Below are 20,951 nucleotides of genomic sequence, written 5' to 3' on the forward strand. Positions count from 1 at the left end.
TTATTCCTTTACATTTTTTTTGGCGTTTTTTAAGATCCATTCGCTAATGCCCGCAGCGTCGTCGATGTCGAAATTTACCGGGCAAAACTTATCCATCTGCTCGCCGCTTAAATTTGAAGCGATCGCGTCCGAAAATGGCAGATACGTCTCGTCGATCTTGTCGCGAAACAGGCTTATACGCGGCAGTGGCAGCGTCTTTAGCCCCTCTACGAGCAAAATATCGAAGTCTCCGAGCATCCGCACGACCTCGTCAATCTGCATACAGCGCTGCGAAAAATAGCTCGTCCGCGTCGGGCTCATCACGACGGTCTCGGCGCCTAGCTCGCTAAATTTGGCGCTGTCCTTGCCCTCTACGTCGAAACGCGCCTTATCGCCGGGATCGTGCTTTACGATCGCAGTCCGCAGGCCGCTAGCGATAAAAATTTTAGCGATCTTGCAGATTAGCGTCGTTTTGCCGCTGTTGGAAGGGCCTGAAAATGCGATAGCAAGTCTTTTCATTTTTAAAATCCGGCTTTTTAAGATGAGCAGATTGTAGCGAATTTAGCCTTTTAAAAAGCAAAATTCGTTAAAATGCGCCTAAAATTTCAAAGGAAGATCGATGAAGAAATTTGATTTTAGCGGCGCGATAAACGGCTTGCTAAAAGGCTCGTTCTTAGCCGCGCTAGCGCTATTTTTAAACTCCTGCTCCGCAAACGATCCCCGTCATGATCCGCTTAAAAACGAGTTTCTTGCTTATACGCAAAAATTTGAATCGGTGCGCGCGGGCGATCGCTATTTGGCAGTGGCGACCTATCTAAATCCCGTCGCGCCCGAGCTTAGAAACGCCGCTGGAGACGAGGTATTTTTGCTCACCTCCTATCCTAAAGAGATTCAGATCCTCGCGGTGCAGATCAACGGCGCAAACGCAAACGTAACGCCGCTGCACGACGGCGATCCGCTTTTGCAAAAGGAGCTTTTTAAGATCGCGTGGGCGAGCCGTTACAAGATCACCGCGCCTAAGAGCGATAAGGACGAGTTGGTGCTTAGCTACCGCACCTCAAATGGTCTGGGTGCCACGATGAAATTTCGTAAAATTTCAAAGTCGCTGTATTGGCAGCCGCAGATCGATCTGAAAGATTAAAAGGGGAGAGGGTGGGCTACGACATAAGCTATCACGCGATCGGCAAAGATGAAATTTCGCAGTGGTATTTTAAGCCGCTAAAGCTCGCACAGAAGGGCGATTTTGAGGCTATCGCCCAAATCGCGCGCGAAGCGGGGGTGGATGAATTTTATGTAGAAAAATACGCGGATGGCTTCCGCTCGGCGCTGCAGTACGGCACAGGGGGCATTTTTAATAAAACGCATGGATTTCACCTCGCCGTGGCGCAGGGCTATTTTAGAGAGTATTTTTACACGCGCGGCACGGCGTTTAGCTTTTTGGCGGCGCAAAGCTTTAAATTTAAACCTTACATAAGCGATTGGCGCGAGGTTTTACCGGCGGAATTTTTAGCGGAGTTTAGCGGGCAAATTCACAACGAGATCATCGAAAACTACTGCTGCGGCGCGTACCTTGGCGCCGATGGCGTGCAGAAACTGCTGCGCGATTACGAAGCGGACGGCGAGATAAAAGAGGCGATAGATGAGTTTTACGCGCAGAATTTGCCCGTGTTTTTAAACGCGCTAAATTTGGCTGGGGAGCTTGGAGTAGGGCTGCTTGAGGCTACCGAGGTGGTTGAGCCCAATCCGATCGATCTGAATAGGTCCGAGTCGTTTTCAAATCTTTTTAATTGCGATACGCAGGGCGCGCTGATCTATGCTGAAATCGCCGCGCAGCAGATCGGCGAAGCGATAGAGCGAGATAAGGCAGGCGGAGGCGGTACGACGGGCAGCGGGAATTCTGTCTCGCGCGGCGCCAATGCAACGGGCGGCGGCAGTGCAATGGAGGCGGATGGCGGCGCAATGAAGGCAAGCGGCGAGAACTCCGTCCCTTGCAGCGGCGATATGATAGAAGGCGGCAGCGAAAATTCCGCCGCAGAAGATCATAAAGACGAAACCTCCGCAGGCGGCGAGAAGTCGCTTTTTGGCAAGATCAAAGGGCTTTTTAAATAGGTACTTTAAAATGCGCGCACCTTGGTGAAATTCCGACTAGGTTTACGCGCGCGAAAATTTTGCACTCGGATGTGATATAGGGCTACAGCGTTATTTAGAATGATGCGTGAATAAATTTTATGAGCAGCGGTGGCGGCTTTGATGATACATTTAATATGCACGAATAAATTTTTTATAGTGCGATCCTGGCGTTTTAATCTATTTCGCTGCGATAGGCTCTGCAAGCGTTTCGCATCTTGGATGTTTAAAATTAGGTGAGGTTACGCGAAAATTTTAAATGCAACAAGTTTCTGATCACTATGCCAAGAGATTTAAAATTTTGCTGCATTTTAAAGCGAGTCGTTAGCACGTTCCGCGCGTATTCGTCGTAAATCATTCATAGGAATTGCGCGAATTTCGCAAGCTGCGCGTAATCTTATGGAATTTAGCATAACAGCGGTAGATTCGCGCGAGCTAGGGTGAAATTTTGCATAAATTTTATGCGGAATTTTAAATGAAATTCCAAAGCAAAATTTTAATATAATACTCTACGGACGGCAGAATTTTCTGAGTAGGGTTTAAAAATAGGATTTTTATAGAATTTAAAAGCGGAATTTTAAAATAATTTTTTATAAAATTTCAAAGTGAAATTTCACTCTAAATTTACTAAAAAACAGTAATCCCTAAAGGAGCAATATTTGCAAGCTTTCATTAGCGGCATTTTACTGGGACTGGGCGTTAGCGTGCCGATCGGCCCGGTAAACGTGCTGATAATGTCCTATGCGCTGCGAAGCTACACCCAGGCGCTGTGCTTGGGCCTCGGCGCCATGAGCGCGGATATGCTCTATCTGGCGCTATCGGCGTTCGGCATATCGCAGTTAGCCAAAATCCCGATCGTTTTTACCTGCATATCGGTATTTGGCGCATGCTTTTTACTCTACACGGCATACGCGATATGGCATGGCGCGACTAGCTCGGTGCAGCCTGCGAGCGTCGAGGCTTGCTCAGGCGCGGCGCTTTACGGCAAAGGCTTTTTAATAAATTTATTAAATCCATACGTCATTATGTTTTGGCTCAGTGTCTCTGCCGGCACCGCGCGAGCAAATTTCGCGCTTGCTCTTGCGGGGCTTGTAAGCGGAATTTTAGCTTGGATCACGCTTTTTCCGCTTGCGATATATCTAGCTCGCAGCAAGCTTCCAAACATGATAGTGCGGGCGTTTGCATATATCTCGGCGTTTATTTTGGTATTTTTTGCGCTAAAGCTTTTATACGCTATAATTTTCGCTAAAATTTAAACCAAAGGAAGGCTTATGAAACCGATTGAAATTCTAAAAGAGCTCATCAAATTCCGCTCGCTCACACCTAGCGACGACGGAGCTTTCAACTACGTCTCAATGCTGCTGGCAGACTTTAGCGAGGATAGATTCGAGCTAAACGGCGTAACTAACGCGATTTTTACCAAGCGCTTCGGACAGGGTCCGCATCTATGCTTTGCCGGGCATATCGACGTCGTGCCGCCGGGTGAGGGCTGGGCGAGCGATCCGTTTAAACCGGTGGAAGTGGAGAGCTTTTTATACGGGCGCGGCGCGCAGGATATGAAAAGCGGCATCGCAGCGGCGATCTGCGCGCTTGCATCCGCGCAGAGCTTTGACGGCACGCTTAGCCTGCTGCTAACCAGCGATGAGGAGGGTGACGGCATCTATGGCACGCGCGAAATGCTTTCTAAATTACGCGAGCAAGGTGCCCTACCCGACTTCGCAATCGTTGCGGAGCCTACATGCGAAGTGCGCTTCGGTGATACCATTAAGATTGGTCGTCGCGGCTCGATTAACGGCGTCCTCACGCTCACAGGTATCGGCGGGCACGCAGCCTACCCAGATAAATGCATCAATCCTGTCCACATTTTAGCGCCGGTGCTTGCAAGTCTTGCGGGGCATGATCTGGACGCGGGTAGCGAGGATTTCGCTTCGGCTAAGATAGTCATCACCGACATTCGCGGCGGTTCGCAGGTAGTAAACGTAACACCCAAGGACGTGCGCGTGATGTTTAACGTCCGCGGTGGCGTAGGGCTGGGGCTAGAGGACGTGCGAGACTACGTACTGAGGTTATTTGAACTGGACGCTAAAGATGCGCTATGCAGCGAAAGCGAATCCTGCGGCAAGCTAGAAATGAGCTGCACCGCGCAGCTGCGAGCAGGCGCGTCGCTACACCTTGCGCTAAAAAGCTCCTCAAAGCCTTTTTTAACTCAGCGAAACTCCAAAATCGTGCAAAAACTAAGCGCTAGCGTGCAGAAGATCTGCGGCGCAGCAGCCGAGCTAAACACCGCAGGCGGCACGAGCGATGCGAGATACTTCGCGGAGTTTGGCGTGGAGACGGCGGAGTTTGGCGTGCGAAACGACACGATCCATCAGATCAACGAACGAGTAGAGATTAGTGATGTCGAAAATCTAGCTAAAATTTTTAGCGATCTGATAGAAAATTTCGACTAATTTAGGGATTTGGCAAAGCTACGTAGATTTAATAAAATTCTGCGTTCTACCCAAACTTTGCTGAATTTGCCGGGGTTTTCGCTCGTAGTTGCTTGGCAAATTTTATCTCTGCCGTGATTTTGAATGGGATTTCGCTCTGATATGCCACTTTTGTTAAGAATTTCATCTGCAGCACGCTTGCCGCTTTTACAATTACTTTGCTATGCAACGTCGATTTCGCAAGAAGCCTTAGCAAAACGCCACCACCTCAAAGGCGAGCTTTGACAACGAACGCTACCGCTGCTAGGAATTTTTTAAAAGAATACTACTTTTACGCGAATTTCAGCAAATAGCGCGGTCTTTGCGCAAAATTTCCCTCGCTCTCTTCGCGTAAAATTTCATCTTCGCCAGGTGTCTCTAGTAGCATACTGCTGTACTTTGGCGCCTCCGCGAAAAATTTTATCTTTGGCGCGCTCGCTGCTTACGCAAGAAGCTTGCTAAGACAATGCCGTTTCTGCTGGGATACCGCCCGCTTCGTGGATTTATAAAATTTTACTTAGTCACGTTGCCGCTGAGATAATTCCGCCCCGCCTTACCACTTCTGTGGAAATTTTACCCCGCTTCGGCAAGCGCAATTTAAGAATTTTACTTTGCTTTGATACGGCGATGTGAAATTTTACCCGTACGACGCGGCAGCATAGAATTTTTAGGCTATGCAAAATTCTGCTGCAAAACCTTGCTTCCTTGCCTATTTTCACGAAAGGGATTCAAAATTTTGCTGCTTTACGCGCTGCCGCACTAAATGCACGCAATATGAAAATTTATCGAAGAACTTCAGCGCAGAATTTCGCAAGGCTAAATTTTACCGCCGCGAAAAATTTCAGCCGCTCATAACAAGCGTCTGCGGCGCGATAAATTTAAAGTTAGGATTTTAAAAGCGTCTCGCGGTAAAATTTTAAAATCAGCGCTGTGCCTGCAAGGCATAATTTAACGGAATTTTACTTGCCCAATTTGGCTAAGCTTTCTCTTTCAAAGTTTAGTAGCCACGCTTTGGTAGCTACACCGCCCGCGCCGCTGTATCCGCCGAGCCCGCCCGCAGCTACGACGCGGTGGCACGGCACGATGATGGGAATTTTGTTTTTGCCGTTTGCGCCGCCTACTGCGCGGCTTGCGTGCGGTCTGCCGATAGCCCGGGCTAGCTCGCCGTATGTTACGACCTCACCATAAGGGATCTCTAAAAGCGCGCTCCACACGGACTTTTGAAACTGCGTGCCATTTTGGCTCAGTTTAACGCTAAAGCTTTCAAGCTCGCCCCTGAAATATGCGCCAAGCTCGTCGGCGCAAAGAGCCAAATTTTTTCTTAAATCACTAAGCTTTAAATCGCGTCCTTTATCATCCGCTGCACGCACAAAGCCGAATTTAAGCTCTGCGTCGTGCTTTTTAAAGATCTCATCATTGGGCCCGCAGACAGAGCTTTTGACCCAGTCGATACTGCAGATCCCGATCTCGTCATCCCGAATTTCAAGCATCCCAATAGGCGAATTAAAAAAGGCTTTTTGCATCTCAATCCTTTCAAATTTTTGCTGGTTTGATCAAAAAAATTTTAAAAAGCGCTTGTTGCGGTGCGAGCTAGAGCTCGAAAACGATGGAATTTCATGCGGTAACGCGAATTTTTTAAAATTTACACGCGAGGCGCCGCAAAGCCTCTACTCAAACCGCACGAGGTTTACCAAAACCCCGTCGAAAACGTCCTGCTTAAAGAGCTTGATCTCGCGCACGATATCTGCATTGTCGTCGTCGATGACGCCGTTTTTGACGAGGCTGTCCTCGATGAGCTTAAAGATAAAGGCGTGGTTGCTGACGTCGGAGATACCGCTTTTAAAGCCCATTTCAAGGCGTACTGGCACGCCTATGTGCACGCCGCGCAGGTCCTTGGCGATGTAAAGATCAGCGATCGTGCGCACCATTTTTTTCGCCATTTGGTAGCTCGCCGTGGACGACAAAATATCATTAAGACCGAAATTTTCCATCAAAAGCGGAATACGAACGCGCGCCAAAACCCCCTCGCCGGGCTCGCTCGCGTTCTTTTTCAAAAACGAAATTTTAATCCTATGCGCGATACCTATGAAACGCGGCTTAAGCTCGATGAGCCTAGCTCTAGATGCTTGCGGTAGCGAGATAGGACGCGAAGTGCTTGCAATAGGCAGAGCCTGCGGACGCTCTCGAAGGCTCGCGCGCTCTTTCGTAGGCGCTTTGCGCGCAGGTTTATCATAAAAATTTACTGGCTTGGCCGCAAAAGTTGATTCGCTCCCAAAAGCTGCAGACGCAGGCTCATCACCAAGCGCCCCCTTCGCCATAGAAGAAGCAAACGTAGAATTCTCACCCGTTAACTCAGGCTGCGCGGATTGCTCAAATTCGGGCACAAATTTATTTCCCGCTTGCGGCGGCAAATTTAAAGGATGTCGCTCTTGTGCGGAGCTTTTCTGTGCTAAATTTTGCTCGTCGGAATTTTCGGGCGCGTAATTTTGCCCTTTTGCCAAAAACGCGGAATTCTCACCAACGCAATTCTCATCTTGAGGCGTAAATTCCGAGGCATTTTCTAAGGCAAAATTTGCGGCGCGGCGGCCAGCGAAATTAGCGCTTTGCCCCTTGGAAAACTCGGAGCCTTGAGGCTTGCAATCATTTGCGCACTTTATATCAAGCGCAGAATTTGCGAAAGTAGAATTTTTTGATGCAGAGCTTTGTGCCGTAGAATTTTTACTTCGTAAGTCCGCGTCCTGCTCTGCTACAAACGAATTGTCAGCTGCAAAATTCTCCGTTTGCGCCATAAAATTAGAATTTTGCGCCCCAAATACGGAATCTTTCACGAGCGCAGAGCTTTGCGCGGAAATAAAATTTCGCGATGCAGGAACGAAGCTTTGCCCTTTAGCAGAATTCGTAGGCGCAGAGTTTTGTGGTATAAAATTTTCACTCCTCGCATTTGCGCTCTCTTCGAAACTAGCGGCGAGCCCCACGCTCATGTCATCCTGCGCAGCGTCATTTTGCAAAATTAAATTCTCGCGCGTCGTATCCCACGCGGTATCTGCGCAAAATTCCGCCTGAGCCACGCCATAAAATTCTGCTTGCGAAGCATCTTGAAATTCTGCTCGTGAAGCAAAATCTCGCGCACTCTGAGCGCTGCGCGCAGAAAAATCTCGCTCGCCGCGCCTTGCGTTTGTAGCATACGAAGTCTTTGCCAAGCTGCCGCCAGCCTCGGACGGAACCGCGCCCGAATCTCCGCCGCAAAAGCTACCAAAATCGCAGGCGCTGTCAAACTCCGCATAGCCATCCGCCGTGCGGAGACGATCTGCGCGGGCTTTCTTTTTAGGCGTAGAAGAGAGAGTGAGTCTGCCTGCAAGCTCGCGTCCACCGGAGTTTAAAATCCCAAAAATTCTAGCTCTAAAGCGCTCGAACTGCTCGCCACTGAGCGAAATTTTATCGTTTAGGCTCTGCACGCCGAAGTCTGCAGCGGTAAAATTTACGATCGCTCCGTCCCTACTCGCGACGCGCACGCGACCTTTGAGCGAGCCTTTTAGCTTAAAATCGCTGCCTGCGAGAATTTTTTTCATCAACTCCTTCGGATTGTAGGGCATTTTAGCGCTCGCCAAAAACCACTTCGTTAAATTTAGCGACGAAGCTTAGCGGATTGACGCTCACGCCGTTGATCGCGATGCCGAAGTGCAGATGTGGACCGCTAACTCTACCGCTCTCGCCCGAAAGCGCGATTTCATCGCCTTTGCGAACGTGATCGCCAAGCGTCACTTTGATCTCGCTTAGATGATAGTACTGCGAATAAATGCCGCCGCCGTGATCGATCACGACCGAACCGCCGGCGTAGTAGCGGTCTTTGGCGATGACTACGACGCCGTCATTGGCTGCGCGCACCGCAGTGCCTACCGCGGCGCGATAATCGGTGCCGCTGTGATAGCTTTTAAGCTCACCATTAAAGGTGCGGGCATTGCCGAATGCAGAGGTTATTTTAGAGTTTAAAGGCAGCTCAAACGGCGTGGAAAAAAGATAGCGCGGCGTGGTGATCGCATAGATCGCGTTGGCTTCGTCGAGCTCTTTTTTGATACGTGCGGCGGCTTCTTTTGGAGGTTTAACTTTACCAGGAGCGACGCTTAGAGCCTCTTTTTTATACTCGCCCTTTTTCAAAGCGACGATCTGCTCGTGGCTGCCGCTTTGATCTACTATCCGCAGCGCGAAATCCCCCTTAGCGCGGTAGTTTGCCGCCAGAACGGCGATTTTATCGCTAGAATTTGGGGCCTCGATGAGGGGGATTTTCTTTGAGCCAAAGCTCAACTCGGTTGTGCCTTTATCTAATTTTAAGACTATGACATCACCGTTTACTATGTCTAAAGCGAAAATTTTGATCGCCAAAAGTGCAAAAATAGCTAGAAATTTCATAAATTTTCCAAAATTCGTTATTTTTCATCAATTTTTTGTTAAAAATTAGCTAAAACAAATGAAATTGCTGTTATAATAACGAAAATTCAATTTTAAAAGGATTAAATGATGAAAAAGTTTTTGCTTCTAGCATCTGTTGCACTTTGCGGTCTTTTGCACGCGGACGTCGTGGCAAATCAAGAGGTTATAGCGGCGACTAACGTCGTTAGATCTTTCGTAGCGGCTAATAACTTCGGCACCGATGAGCGCTATCTGACTAGCGCCAAAGCCGTCGCAATCCTAACCGACGTAAAACGCCTAGCTGCGGGCGCATCGCTACAATACGGCGATGGAATTTTCAGTGTCAAAGGCGAGAACGGCGAGTGGAGTTCACCGATTTTTATCAAATATAAAGGCTACGGCGTGGGCTTACAAGCAGGCTACGAGACGAGCGACATCGTTATGATCTTTCATACTACGAAGTCATATCAAGACATTTTTACTGGCACAGACACCCTTGAGATCAATGTAGGTGCCGCAGCAGGCGGCGTAGGTAGAAGAACCGGTCGCGCAACCGATCTGCCTGATATCTCTGCATGGATGGTAAGTCCGGGCGAGCAAACAGGCGTCTACCTAGGCGTATCGATCGACAACGGCAGAATCACTATCGACGATCAACTAACTAACGACTTCTATGAGAGAATTTACGACTACGAGGATATCTTAAATGACTCTCCTCGCGCGAATAAATACGCGAAAAGATGGAAAGAAGTGATGAGGAAGTATTTTACAAACGGCGAGAAATACGGCGCTAGCAGCAGTGCGGCGATACCTGTAAATCACGTGCAGAAAAAATACCCTGATGGTAAGCCGATCATCTCAAACCGCTCTCCTAGAACTCACGCTAAGGCTACGCGAAGCAAAAAGGTTAAAAAAGCAAAATAAATTATCGAGCCAAGCCCCGCTTATGGGGCTTCTTGCTTTGGCTTTGCGTTGAGTTTGTGCAAGAGCGCCTAGATGTGAAATCGAAGCGCATAGGTTATTTTTTAAAAAAATTTATTGATTCTTTACTAAAGTATTTTATTTAATTTTTATGAGTTATTGGATATATAAAGACCGAATAAAATTTTATGGAATTTAACGAAATTTTTATAAAATTTAATCAGTTTTTTATATTTTTATCACTACAATTATAGTTCTTGTCTCGTTAGCTCAGTTGGTAGAGCATCTGACTCTTAATCAGGCGGCCGTAGGTTCGAATCCTACACGGGACACCATCTATCAAATTTCCCCCCTATTTTTAGTTTTTTGATTTTTTTAAAAGCCCTGTTTTACGGCTTTTTCAAATTTTTTCAAAAAAATTTCAAATGCTAAAAGCGCTAGATTATACAGGCAGTTTAAGAGAAACTACTATATATTAAAAAATGTATAGTAGCTCTTAAGCTTGCTAAGCTCTTTGGAAACTTTTATAATTTGTCCTATGAAACTATATTAAATTTTAAAGGACAAGCAGTTATGAAGGTTTTTTCTAAAATTAAAGACGATCCAGCTTTTAAAACAGATCCCGATAAAGTCATCAGAAATTTCTCCCTGCCTCATCGCAAAAATACTATGGTAGAAATGATCGATGAGCATATAGCAGTTAGATTTTACCGCTCATTTACTAAAAAGGGAATACAAACAATCCATAGGCACTACCACTATTCGCTAGGCGGCAAGCTAATTAAGTCTTTAGGTAATGTAGATGAGATAAGTCTAAGCGAAGCCAAAGAAACTCTTAAAGATTTAATGATAGATGATTCTACTAAGCTGATCCCTGCTAAAAATACTCTGGCAAGCGTTTATAGACAGTTTTGCAGACATAACGGCAACGTCGCATTAGCAACCTCTAAAAGACGAGATATGAGCTTTAAAGCTTTAAGGGATATTTGCGACAAAGATATAAACAAGATAAGCAAAAAGGATATTATGCCGATACTGGATTATTATTACGATAATGAAAAATACGCCTCCTTAGAAATTTTATTCAAACTTATTAAAAGACTATTCAGATATGCTCGCATAAGAGATATTTCTAAAAATCCATTATTTGCAGAAGAGGTGTTTAAGGACTTTTATAATATACCTCGCCGTAGCGAATACCCATATATAAAAGATGACTTGGATTTAACCGTACTTATTAAATTTATCATGAACTATCCTTACCAAATCGGCGTTAAGAACGCTTTGATCTTTGGACTGCTTACGGGGCTAAGAAGCTCAAATGTAAGAAATTTAACCCATGAGCATTTAAAAATAGGTGATGATGGAGAATACTACTTACTATTTCCGCAAGATGAAAATAAGGTAAAAAGCAATGGAGATGAACATCTGGGACTTCCTACAGAAGTAGGGCAATGGCTGCAAAGGTTACACGCTCATAATAGTAGCTGCTTGCTATGCGCCAATACGCAAGGAGAGGTACTAAGCGATATGACTCTAGTTAAAGCGCTTAAAACCTATGCTCCCGTAATAGCTAAGAATAGATTGGTTTTTCACTCTTTTAGAAAGATACTAGAAACCTTTGCATATGAGAAAATACATGAGAACAAGCTGGATCCATATAGCATTGAACGCACCCTTTTTCATGCACAAAGAGAGATACAAAAGATTTATAACAAAGCTACGAATATTGAGAATACGCGTAGGGTTCTAACATGGTGGCTAGGTTATTTAAAGGGGTTGGGGTTTAAATTTTAAGAAGGTAAAAACAAACTAAAAGGATGGCTTCTTTGAAGGTTTACGCGGTTGTTGATTGAACAGAATACATCCGGCAAGCTTAAAGTAATATATACGGCAAATACCATAGATATAGCAAAGCTCTTGCCATAAACGGACAAATACTATAAACATACAGAGGATTTTTCTAATCTAGCTAGGTCTCTAGAAAATGAACAAGATGAGCTACTCGTATTTCAGATATTCTAAAGCTATTAGTAAGCCCATTTAATTCATTAATTCCATAATCCATGAGTTTCATATATATAGGTAGCTTAAATTCCTCAACTAAATAAGTATTTTATCTATTACAGGGATAAATTCTCTTCTTACTAAGTGCCGTTTAAATATGCTTTTTATAACTTTTAGGAGCATTCTTTGCTAAAGCAATAGTAAATTTTAGGGATATTCTTATGTAGCTTTGCTTTGATAAGGCATTTAAATGCGAAGGTATCTTTCTATCCACCCCTCTCTTAAGCAGGCTTAAGCTTATATATAATCAAGCCAAGCCACCTATACTATAACCCAACCAAATAATGCCTAGTTATCTCTACTCTTGAATGCCCCATATCTATAGATACCTGAGCTAAAGCTTTTATATGGCTCATACCCTCTTTACGTAACTCCTCATATCTTTCTTGAGCAAAGTTATATCTAAGCCAATGCGTTCCTCTTTTGTCCGCTCCTGCTGCTTTTAGATCCTTTACGTAAGCATTCTTTGGGACATAGTATCCCGACTCTTTGGCAAGCCTTAGCTGTTTTATGGTTTTATCGCTTAGCTTTTTAGTACTGTAGCATAAGCCGTTCTTACTACCTAGTATGGTTATACTATTATCGTCGTTAATTTGCCATTTGCTAGAATTTATAGCATCATCCAGTCTTAGTCCTGCCTCTAATTGAAGCTTGGCGGATATATAATAAGGAGAGCTTAATTGCATATTGCTTATGATTTTATATGGATTTTCATAGGCTCTGTTATAATGTCTCTTACGAAGGTTCATACCCTTTTTCTTAAGCTCTTTGCGGATATCCGTAATATCTTTTCCCGATACGTTTAGCCCTAGCTTACTACAATTATCAAAGCTCTTAGCTAATGCCGATATATAGGTATTAAGCGTTCCTCCGCTTACTTCGTTTGCTTTTAGCAGTAGCCACTCTCTTGCACTGCTAGCATTTATGTTTTGCATTATTTTTTGGCCGTGCCTAGCTTTAAGAAATTCTATATATTGAGTAGTTACCGCTCTTAAGTTTTGAATGCTTTTAATGCTATGGGCGTATGTGCTCTTTGCATGTCCATTCTGTCCTTTAAGCTTACTATTGCATCTTACGTTACCTTTAGATATTCCGATACCGTTTGCTTGCTTCATAATCTGAGAGATAATAGCCTTAGCGTTCATTCTAGTGTGCAGAGCCATGATTTATATACCTCTATCTTTTAATAGTCTTGCTACGCTTGATTTGCTGGTTTGTATGCCGTAGTTTTTCCATAGAATATCCGCTATTTTTTGATAGCTATGGCCGCTTTTATGTAGGGATTTTAAGCAATCCTTATAATCTGCTATTTTTGATTTGGTCGGTTTTTTCTTTGGGCCTAGTAGCTTTTTATACTCTTTATTTACTACTTCGCTTAAGGCTCTTTTATCTACTTTCATATCTTTATAATAGTGCAATATACCGTTAAGTGCATTATCTGCTCTTTTCTTATCGTGCCTCGCTCTACTAATATATGAGATAAAGGTATTTACTAGCCATATAAGCTCATTCTGATTAGCAGTTTCTTGAGCTTTATCGTTAAAGACCTTTATACCTTTCTTGACTCTTAAAAGATTTTCATAATGCATATCTGCTCCTTTATGGTAGATTTTGTGATAAATTTAAAGATTGCTGGTCTATTATAACGGGAGAATAAAAAAATGGTAGGAAGCTTTGCTACTTATAGAAGTCTTATTGTTTTTTAGAAGATCGATAGTGCATCTTGCTTTCAGAAGTGTCATTGTGCTTCGTTGTTTTTCGATAGATTCATTGTCTTTTCAGAAGCTCTATTTTTTCAACGCCTAGTTGTTTTTTTCAGAACTTCATCGGTTTCTATGGGGCTTCATTGTTTCTTAGAAGCCTTATTATGCTTAATTGCTTTTTCATAGACCTCATTGTCTTTTTACCAGCTTCATTGCTTTCATAAAGCCTCATTGTTTCTTATAAAAAGGCTCGGTGATAGAGAATGGTAGAATCTGATATCGCGTATGTTATGCAGGGCATAATAGGAAAGGGAGGATGATGGATATTAAGCAAGGAAAGCGTTCAAGGTATTCGTTTTTAGGATTGGGCTTTATGTATAGGATTTCAGGGTTGGTTTTGAGTGGAATATTTTGTTGAAGGGCGGATATGGGTTGGGCTTTGAGGAGCGTAAAGGGTGCAAATATGTTGTAAGCTTATGGAATCAACCTAGTTCTTTTCAGGATTTTTAAGAAGAGTAAAGGTCGCAAGCATAAAAACCCATGTAAGGATGGAGATGTTTGTAGAATTTTGCCTATACTCATGCAAGCATTTTAAATTTATCGTATAAATTTTAATCATTCGTCTTAATCATACGTTCGCTATGATTTTGAAAGATAGTAATAACTTATGAGGCGGTTTTTTAATATGCCGCCTCATATAAAATTCCAACCTACAAAGTGCTATGCTAGCAAGTGTAATGTCGGCATAGCCCTTAACTCATATAAACTTGCATATCGTCCTTGCGAATATCTTTTTGGTTAAATTCCAAAGCTTCCGAGTTATCGGCATAGACGTTTAGCTGCTCGATGATCTTGTTTACGGTATCTTGGCTTAGGAAAGCATTGTCTTTTAAAGTATCCTCTTGAATAACGCCCGGAGCAGAGTTTAGATCTGCAGCGCCGCTAGGATTAAGAGCCGAATTAAGCTTGGATGTGCTCAGGTCCGCATCGTTGTAAAATTTTGAAACAATAGCCTTTAGTTTGTTCTTATCGCCGTTACCTAAACCATATCCCAGTTGGATTTGGAATTTAAGCTATGCTCATTGGTTTCTTTTGAGGCAGATGAGACTTCGTTTTCATCGCTCTTAGTAGAGAGTGCAGAATCTGTTTGTAAAAGTGTCGTGGGCTTTACATCATCCGAGCTTTTCAAGAATGACGAAATTTGAGCTTCGTTATCTATTTTCTAGCAGCTTAGCATTCATCGCTAAAGCAGCAGGCTTGGCATTAGCAATATAGGTTTTACCGAATGTTTTATAGATATCCACTGCCTTAATATTCCAATGGTTATTTATTTGAAATTCCTCTACGATGCTATTCTTATCGCTAAAAAAGCCTTTTACTTCCAATACGTCTTTATTATTCGCATCGATTGGAGCGGTGCTTATTTTTAAATTTACTCCATCCGAGCTGTAATATATTCTATTGCCGGACTTTTTAAAGATCACTTTATCGTAGCCTCCAAGATCAGCTATACTCTTTATGCCGCCTGCATATTCAAAGGTATTATTTTCACTGCCTCCTACCATAGTGTTTGCATCGCCTATAGGTTTTGCTTGCTTATTAATAAAATCGCTTCCTAGAATTTTGCCGTCTTTGAACTTTATATTTATATCGTTTACTAACCTGTGTTGATTGATATAATCGTATTCTTCAGTCGTAGTGCTATAGCCCTCTATTAAAACGGTATCATTTGAAACGGTACTTGATATTAAAAGAGTCTTATTTACTAGATCTAGTTCAAATTTAACATCTTCTTTGTTTAGATCCTTAAATTTAATCAGATCTCCATTATTAATGCTTGCTACCGTATCCTTGCCGTCGCCCTTAGAAAAAACGAAAGTATTTTTGCCCCTTATCTCTTCACCGTAACTTCTATAGCCCCCTTTTAGTATGTCGTTACCTATGCCGCCTTCAAGGATATTTTCTACTCCGATACCGCCAGTTAAAATGTCGTCTCCGCCCCCACCTTTGATCTCATTATCCATATCGTCATAGCCGTATAGCGTATCATCGTCTGCGTCGGTGCCGATAAGCGATAATCTTTTAATCTCTTCAATTCCTAATTCTTTGCCATTGGCAAATTTGAAGGTTTTTACGGCATTATTTTCATTGGTTTTATTTTGATCGGTAGCATTTCGTAAAGTAATCGAATCGCCGGTAGAATTTTTAAGAGATATAACGATATCCTTATAATCTCGATAATTATCATCAGAATATTCGTTTCTAGCTCTTCTGACTATTAAATACTCTTTGCTTATGCCTTCGCCAAATTTTAGAGTATCGCTATCTTTATCGTTGCTATATTTGGTATAATCATCCATTATTGTGTCATTACCGTCTCCTTTATTAAAAATAAAAGTATCATCACCGACTCCGCCGCTTAAAATATCGTCTCCTTTGCCGCCGATTAAGATATCATCGCCTCTATCTACGTAAAGCTCGTCATTTCCGCCATTGCCCACTATAGTGTTGTTTGCGTCGCTATAGCCTCTTATCGTTTCACTTCCGTCGGTTCCTACCAAAGATAATGCAATAATATCTTCAAAGCTTAACTTATCGCCATTAGCAAATTCGAAAGTTTCTATACCATAGTCAGGATAAGGCTTGTTATCAAAAATAACGCTTCGTATAGTTATGGAATCTCTGTCATTATTTTTAAATTTGATCGTTAAGCAACTAGGATTCTCATCCGCTTCATTATTCTTGCCTTTAAATATGATGATGTCTTCTTTATTTATACCCTGTCCGAATTTGAGCGTATCACTTCCACTGTGATCTTCTATAATATCAGCTCCATCGCCAATATTATAGATATAAGTATCATCGCCATATTCACCGTTAAGCATATCATCTCCGGCCCCGCCAATTAAGGTGTCGTTATTTTCGCCACCATATATAATATCATTACCCTCTTCACCGTATAAGATATCGTTGCCGTAATTACCATTTAAGGTATCATTTCCATCCCCACCGTATATAGTATCATTCAGACCCCCCGCCATTTAGAGTATCATCTCCCTTGTTTCCTTTGATCACGCTATCCATATCGTTATATCCGTACAATTTATCATTATTATCGGTGCCTATTAAATACAATCTTTTGATGCCATTAAAGGTTAATTTGTCTCCATTAAAGAATTCAAAATCATTCACGACATAATCGTAGTTTGTAGAACGATCCTTAATAACATTTTTAAGCGTTATAGAGTCTGTACTACTATTTTTAAATTGGATTGTCATATCGCTATAACCATAATTTTTAGGATTCTTGCTTATTGATACGATGACGTCTTCTTTAAATATTCCTTCTCCAAATTTAAGGGTATCCACTCCGCCGACATCTTCTATTATATCATTACCATCGCCTTTATTAAAAATATAGGTATCGTCTTTTGCTACACCGATTAGAGTATCATTTCCTTCGCCTTCTATTAGGGTATCGTTGCCACTGCCGCTTTCGATTAGATCATTGCCGTCTCCGCCGTATATAGTATCATCCCAACCTTGACCGTAGAGTTTATCGTCTCCGCCTCCTCCTTTTATGATATTATTTGCATGGACATAACCTACAATGTTCTCGCTACTGTCGGAACCAATTAAAGATAGCTTTTTGATATCTTCGAAGCTCAGCTTATCACCATTAGCAAACTTAAATCCCTCTGTGATATTATTATTTTTATTTTTATTTCTGTCGATAACGTTTTACATAGTTATGGAATCATCTTTTGGAGAATTTTTATAGAGTATGGATATATCCGAATATTCCTTTTGTTTAGTGTAATAATTCATTCTCACAACTCTTTTTACGATGAGATCCTATTGCTTATTTCTTTGCCAAATTTAATAGTATCGGTGCCGTCTACGTCTTGTACTATATCGTTGCCGTCGCCTTTATTGAATATGTAAGTATCATCTGCTGCACCACCATTTAGAATGTCATCGTCTTTACCGCCGATTAAGGTGTCGTTACCGCGTTCACCGTAGAGTTCGTCATCTCCACCACCGCCGATTAAAACATTCTTTTCAAGATCATCGTAAGCTGTTATAACATCATTTTTATCGCTTCCTATCTGAGATAATTTCTTAATATCTTCGAAGTTTAAGCTCTCGCCGTTTACAAATTGGAAATTTTCTATTGACGTGTATATATCTGTTTTACTTCCTATAATAACATTTTTCAATGTTATGGAATCGGTTTCATTATGCTTAAATTTAATGATTATATCCCTTGAATCGTTTAATGACCCATATGCATTCTTGCTTATATTTCTTGAAATAATTAGATCCTCTTTTTGTATGCCCTCACAGAATTTAATTGTATCAACACCGTTAAAGCCTTCTATAATATCCTCTCCATCACCTCTAGTAAACATGTACGTACCATCTCCCGCTCCACCGTTTAGGGTATTGTTTCCTATTCCTCCAACAAAGTATCGTTATTGTTGTCTCCGTAAAGCCTGCCGTTACCTCTGTTGCCGATTAGGGTATTATCTTCACCATTATAGCCGTAAATTGTATTATCGGTATCATCTCCGATAAGAGATAGCTTTTTAATCTCATCCATATTCATCTTATCGCCGTTAGCGAATTCAACAACTTGAATATTAGGAGAGGTAAGAGTTATGCTATCACTAGCATTATCTTTAAAAGATAAAAGTATGTATCCATTGGAATTATGAGAAACAATTAAATCTTTTTTATCCAATCCGGTACCTAGTTTGAGAATATTATTACCGCCGTAATCGATTATAGTATCAGCTTCATCATCTTTATTATAGACATAGGTTCATTGCCGTAACCGCCGTTTAGTGTATCGTTACCGTCTCCTCCAAATAGTTGGTCATTGCCATCATCTCCATGCAGCTCGTCATTTCCGTCATTTCCATTTATGGTGTCGTTTCCATTACCACCATATATTATGTCATCTCCGCCAAGCCCCGATATGATATTATCTTTCATATCGCCGTATAAATTATCATTACCTTGTGTCGGTTGTGGTGCTAAAATTTCAATTATTTTATTAATATCCCACTGGATGCCGTTTTGAAAGATAATTTTTTCTATCGCTCCATTTCCTATATCGCCGTTGTATTCGAAAAAATTATCTATTTGAATAACATCATTAGTCTTGGCTTTATTATCATCCAGTCTGGTAATGTAAATAGAAGTTTTATTGCGAGTTAGTTCGATATTTTCAGGTTTTATATTTTTAGAAAATACGATGCTATCTACACCGGCACTATCATAAACTCTATCTTTTCCAAATGATATATCGAAATAATACATATCATTTCCGGCTCCGCCAAATAGCATATCATCGCCACGGCCGCCTATGATAATATTATCTTTATTATCTCCGCTTAAATTATCATTTCCGCCTGTCCCTTCTACCGAATTTATCACAAATTTTAAATTTTCAATTTCGCTTAGCCACCCAGCTTCAATCGTTTCAAATACACTTTGATATTTTGTGTTGTAAGTGCCTAAATTCTTTGCGGTATTTATTAGTTTTCTAACTTGTATAATGTTATCTGCGGAAATGTCCGCATAATCAACATTTGGTAATAAATCGGCAATTCTATCTTTTAAAGCTTTAAAAGCTATGCTTAAATCGCCCGTTTGATTTTTCTCCCATTGCAAAGGCAAGATACCTGCAAACAAATCTTTAAATTCGCTTTGAGCTGAAATTTGAGCTTGTACGTATTTGACAAATTTATTAAACTCATCTATCAAAAGCGGTGCTGCCTGACCATGCGGGTTTGGATCTTTTTCGTCCCAACACCAAATTCCAAGATAACCTTTGCCTGTTAAATGCTCTAATGCAACCAATTGACGAGCATCCATTACATGTGAATAAACTTTTTTCGGGTCTCTTGAGTTTGGATCTATTTGGTCTGAGTTAGCCCAACGATAGATTATGTCGTTTATCATCTCATTTTGTTTGGCTTTATCTGAGGCAATGTAGTTTTGAACCATTGTTTGTAAAACTTTATCTTTTGCCATAGCTTGGTGTAAATTTAGAACCTCTCCAAAGGCATAAATTTGCGGAAGCGCTTCTATTTCAGCAGACAAGACAATCTTTTCTCCTACATATCTTGTATCTGCCGTGTGAGTATCAAGCCATACATCGCTGATTGTAGTTGTATTTCCGTTTGTAAAGGTTATATTTGAAGTTTGTCTGTGTTCGTTGCCGTTTTCATCGATAAAGTTGCTATTTGTGTAGTTTAAATTTATCTCTTTTATACCAAGCTCTTTTAGAGATTTTAATTCGTTGTCGTCTAGTTTAGCGTTTTGGTTGGCATCTTGCCAGATTGCTAAGTTTTCATAGGCTAGCGCGTCTAGCTCATTTATCACCCCGTCTTTGTTTTCATCGAATTCTTTTAGAGCTTCAAAGCCGTTATTAGCCAAGCTTCCATCTCTTAGTAAAGTATGATTTCCAAATAGTTCGCTTCCGTTTGTTATGCTATTTGTGATTAAGGTTTTATTGATTAGAATTCCGTCATTTTTATCTATCCAAGAGGTATTTTCTGCGAATTCGTTGTTATCCAGGTCGAAGTATGTTTTACTGTTTTTTCTTGATATTGTTTTTACTCCGTCACCGTTTAAGTCAATCACAATAGGTGAAGTTTTAGTTGAAGCAGGAGTTGTATCCGGGAAAGTATCGTTTGGGCTGTCATCTTCATCGTCATCTATGATTTTGCCGGTACCGTGTTTTAATATCTTGGCTTTTAGTTTATCTGAGGTTTGGATGATTGTAGGAGTTACATCAAATTCTCTATCCTCTTGTTTGTCCGTATTGCTGTCCCATGTATAGGTATAGGTATTTCCCCGCTCATATTGCGCTAAATTTAGATTGTATTTTTTGATATATTCTTCGCTTGGATCACCGAAAAGATATTTTTTATCTCCTATTCCCAGTATAAGAAATTCACCTTTTTCGATAGAGCCTTGTAGCAAGATATTGGAATTCAAAGACTTTTTACCACTATCTCCTTCGTTTGTTTGGTTGTTGCTTATACTTATACCAATCTCATCTGCATCGAGAAGGATGGTGTTTAGGATATGCATTTCCATTTTCGTATTTAAAATCCTTTTTATATCCATTGATTGTTATTGTGTTACCGCCTTTTTTGACGGTTAGTTTATCGCCTTCTAATTTATGCTCTATCTTCCTATCTTCGCTTAGATATACTCATTTATCCTTATTGTGGGTTCCACCCGTTAGAGTAGAGGCATTTAA

The 20,951-nt window shown here is 41.8% G+C and carries 18 protein-coding genes, 1 tRNA gene and 1 pseudogene; 8 read left to right on the forward strand and 12 right to left on the reverse strand.

The genetic code is table 11. The features are described 5' to 3' along the window. Window positions 1-498: a molybdopterin-guanine dinucleotide biosynthesis protein B gene (gene mobB, locus KH703_RS00945; RefSeq protein WP_304293322.1), complete on the reverse strand. Its 498-nt coding sequence runs from the start codon at window positions 496-498 to the stop codon at window positions 1-3. A gap of 100 nt (window positions 499-598) precedes the next feature. Between mobB and KH703_RS00950 the strand changes: the two genes are divergently transcribed. From KH703_RS00950 to dapE, 4 genes are all read left to right on the forward strand, one after another. Next, window positions 599-1,120, forward strand: coding sequence for a hypothetical protein (locus KH703_RS00950; RefSeq protein ID WP_304293324.1), 522 nt, complete (start codon window positions 599-601; stop codon window positions 1,118-1,120). An 11-nt stretch (window positions 1,121-1,131) separates the two neighbouring features. After that, entirely contained in the window at window positions 1,132-2,088 is a 957-nt protein-coding gene (locus KH703_RS00955) for a hypothetical protein (RefSeq protein ID WP_304293326.1), read from the forward strand. Between the two features lie 677 nt (window positions 2,089-2,765). Next, window positions 2,766-3,362 carry a LysE family translocator gene (locus KH703_RS00960; RefSeq protein WP_304293328.1) on the forward strand — a complete coding sequence of 199 codons (597 nt, stop codon included), beginning with the start codon at window positions 2,766-2,768 and terminating at the stop codon, window positions 3,360-3,362. A 15-nt stretch (window positions 3,363-3,377) separates the two neighbouring features. Continuing rightward, window positions 3,378-4,556 (forward strand): succinyl-diaminopimelate desuccinylase, encoded by a 1,179-nt coding sequence (dapE, locus tag KH703_RS00965; RefSeq protein WP_304293329.1) that lies wholly within the window; start codon window positions 3,378-3,380, stop codon window positions 4,554-4,556. Between the two features lie 977 nt (window positions 4,557-5,533). On the opposite strand, the gene KH703_RS00970 is transcribed toward dapE, so the two are convergent. The 3 genes from KH703_RS00970 to KH703_RS00980 form a co-directional block, all read right to left on the reverse strand. Then, the gene (locus KH703_RS00970; RefSeq protein ID WP_304293331.1) at window positions 5,534-6,097 is read right to left on the reverse strand and encodes a methylated-DNA--[protein]-cysteine S-methyltransferase; all 564 of its coding nucleotides are present in this window, start codon (window positions 6,095-6,097) and stop codon (window positions 5,534-5,536) included. A gap of 144 nt (window positions 6,098-6,241) precedes the next feature. Further along, entirely contained in the window at window positions 6,242-8,143 is a 1,902-nt protein-coding gene (locus tag KH703_RS00975; protein ID WP_304293333.1) for a hypothetical protein, read from the reverse strand. Between the two features lie 25 nt (window positions 8,144-8,168). Next, window positions 8,169-8,981: a M23 family metallopeptidase gene (locus tag KH703_RS00980; RefSeq protein WP_304293335.1), complete on the reverse strand. Its 813-nt coding sequence runs from the start codon at window positions 8,979-8,981 to the stop codon at window positions 8,169-8,171. A 108-nt stretch (window positions 8,982-9,089) separates the two neighbouring features. Between KH703_RS00980 and KH703_RS00985 the strand changes: the two genes are divergently transcribed. The 3 genes from KH703_RS00985 to KH703_RS00995 all read left to right on the forward strand — a co-directional run bounded on the left by KH703_RS00985 (window position 9,090) and on the right by KH703_RS00995 (window position 11,699). Further along, window positions 9,090-9,905: a lipid-binding SYLF domain-containing protein gene (locus KH703_RS00985; RefSeq protein WP_298988162.1), complete on the forward strand. Its 816-nt coding sequence runs from the start codon at window positions 9,090-9,092 to the stop codon at window positions 9,903-9,905. Between the two features lie 256 nt (window positions 9,906-10,161). Continuing rightward, a tRNA-Lys gene (locus KH703_RS00990) sits at window positions 10,162-10,237 on the forward strand. Between the two features lie 238 nt (window positions 10,238-10,475). After that, window positions 10,476-11,699 (forward strand): tyrosine-type recombinase/integrase, encoded by a 1,224-nt coding sequence (locus tag KH703_RS00995; protein ID WP_304293338.1) that lies wholly within the window; start codon window positions 10,476-10,478, stop codon window positions 11,697-11,699. 536 nt (window positions 11,700-12,235) lie between these two features. Here KH703_RS00995 and KH703_RS01000 read toward each other — a convergent pair. Further along, window positions 12,236-13,114: a hypothetical protein gene (locus tag KH703_RS01000; protein WP_304293340.1), complete on the reverse strand. Its 879-nt coding sequence runs from the start codon at window positions 13,112-13,114 to the stop codon at window positions 12,236-12,238. Between the two features lie 21 nt (window positions 13,115-13,135). Further along, a complete protein-coding gene (locus KH703_RS01005) occupies window positions 13,136-13,558 on the reverse strand; it encodes a hypothetical protein (RefSeq protein ID WP_304293342.1) in 423 nt (140 codons plus the stop codon). 1,196 nt (window positions 13,559-14,754) lie between these two features. Here KH703_RS01005 and KH703_RS01010 point away from each other — a divergent pair. After that, complete coding sequence (locus KH703_RS01010; RefSeq protein ID WP_304293344.1) at window positions 14,755-14,877, forward strand: hypothetical protein; 123 nt, start codon at window positions 14,755-14,757, stop codon at window positions 14,875-14,877. A gap of 6 nt (window positions 14,878-14,883) precedes the next feature. Here KH703_RS01010 and KH703_RS01015 read toward each other — a convergent pair whose 3' ends face one another. The 6 genes and pseudogenes from KH703_RS01015 to KH703_RS01035 form a co-directional block, all read right to left on the reverse strand. Further along, entirely contained in the window at window positions 14,884-16,713 is a 1,830-nt protein-coding gene (locus KH703_RS01015) for a calcium-binding protein (protein WP_304293346.1), read from the reverse strand. Further along, window positions 16,694-17,041 (reverse strand): hypothetical protein, encoded by a 348-nt coding sequence (locus KH703_RS01020; RefSeq protein WP_304293348.1) that lies wholly within the window; start codon window positions 17,039-17,041, stop codon window positions 16,694-16,696. The genes KH703_RS01015 and KH703_RS01020 overlap by 20 nt, the downstream gene beginning before the upstream one ends. A gap of 108 nt (window positions 17,042-17,149) precedes the next feature. Beyond that, window positions 17,150-17,407 (reverse strand): annotated as a pseudogene (locus tag KH703_RS09990) (hypothetical protein); the annotation flags it as partial. 107 nt (window positions 17,408-17,514) lie between these two features. After that, on the reverse strand, window positions 17,515-18,084 hold the full coding sequence (locus tag KH703_RS01025) for a hypothetical protein (protein ID WP_304293349.1): 570 nt from the start codon (window positions 18,082-18,084) through the stop codon (window positions 17,515-17,517). 41 nt (window positions 18,085-18,125) lie between these two features. Beyond that, window positions 18,126-18,416, reverse strand: a complete 291-nt coding sequence (locus KH703_RS01030) for a hypothetical protein (RefSeq protein ID WP_304293351.1) — start codon at window positions 18,414-18,416, stop codon at window positions 18,126-18,128. Between the two features lie 41 nt (window positions 18,417-18,457). Next, a complete protein-coding gene (locus KH703_RS01035; RefSeq protein ID WP_304293353.1) occupies window positions 18,458-20,785 on the reverse strand; it encodes a calcium-binding protein in 2,328 nt (775 codons plus the stop codon). Window positions 20,786-20,951: the final 166 nt, after the last annotated feature.

The sequence above is a fragment of the Campylobacter gracilis genome (genome assembly GCF_018374135.1).
Taxonomy (GTDB): domain Bacteria; phylum Campylobacterota; class Campylobacteria; order Campylobacterales; family Campylobacteraceae; genus Campylobacter_B; species Campylobacter_B gracilis_A.

Bases quoted from the DNA above. Each gene is read 5' to 3' on its own strand.
- KH703_RS00995 (WP_304293338.1), top strand. From the start codon at position 10,476: ATGAAGGTTTTTTCTAAAATTAAAGACGATCCAGCTTTTAAAACAGAT.
- KH703_RS01025 (WP_304293349.1), bottom strand. From the start codon at position 18,084: ATGTTTACTAGAGGTGATGGAGAGGATATTATAGAAGGCTTTAACGGT.
- mobB (WP_304293322.1), bottom strand. From the start codon at position 498: ATGAAAAGACTTGCTATCGCATTTTCAGGCCCTTCCAACAGCGGCAAA.
- KH703_RS00975 (WP_304293333.1), bottom strand. From the start codon at position 8,143: ATGAAAAAAATTCTCGCAGGCAGCGATTTTAAGCTAAAAGGCTCGCTC.
- KH703_RS01000 (WP_304293340.1), bottom strand. From the start codon at position 13,114: ATGAACGCTAAGGCTATTATCTCTCAGATTATGAAGCAAGCAAACGGT.
- KH703_RS00985 (WP_298988162.1), top strand. From the start codon at position 9,090: ATGAAAAAGTTTTTGCTTCTAGCATCTGTTGCACTTTGCGGTCTTTTG.
- KH703_RS00970 (WP_304293331.1), bottom strand. From the start codon at position 6,097: ATGCAAAAAGCCTTTTTTAATTCGCCTATTGGGATGCTTGAAATTCGG.
- KH703_RS01035 (WP_304293353.1), bottom strand. From the start codon at position 20,785: ATGGAAATGCATATCCTAAACACCATCCTTCTCGATGCAGATGAGATT.
- KH703_RS01015 (WP_304293346.1), bottom strand. From the start codon at position 16,713: ATGGCGGGGGGTCTGAATGATACTATATACGGTGGGGATGGAAATGAT.
- KH703_RS01005 (WP_304293342.1), bottom strand. From the start codon at position 13,558: ATGCATTATGAAAATCTTTTAAGAGTCAAGAAAGGTATAAAGGTCTTT.
- dapE (WP_304293329.1), top strand. From the start codon at position 3,378: ATGAAACCGATTGAAATTCTAAAAGAGCTCATCAAATTCCGCTCGCTC.
- KH703_RS00980 (WP_304293335.1), bottom strand. From the start codon at position 8,981: ATGAAATTTCTAGCTATTTTTGCACTTTTGGCGATCAAAATTTTCGCT.
- KH703_RS00950 (WP_304293324.1), top strand. From the start codon at position 599: ATGAAGAAATTTGATTTTAGCGGCGCGATAAACGGCTTGCTAAAAGGC.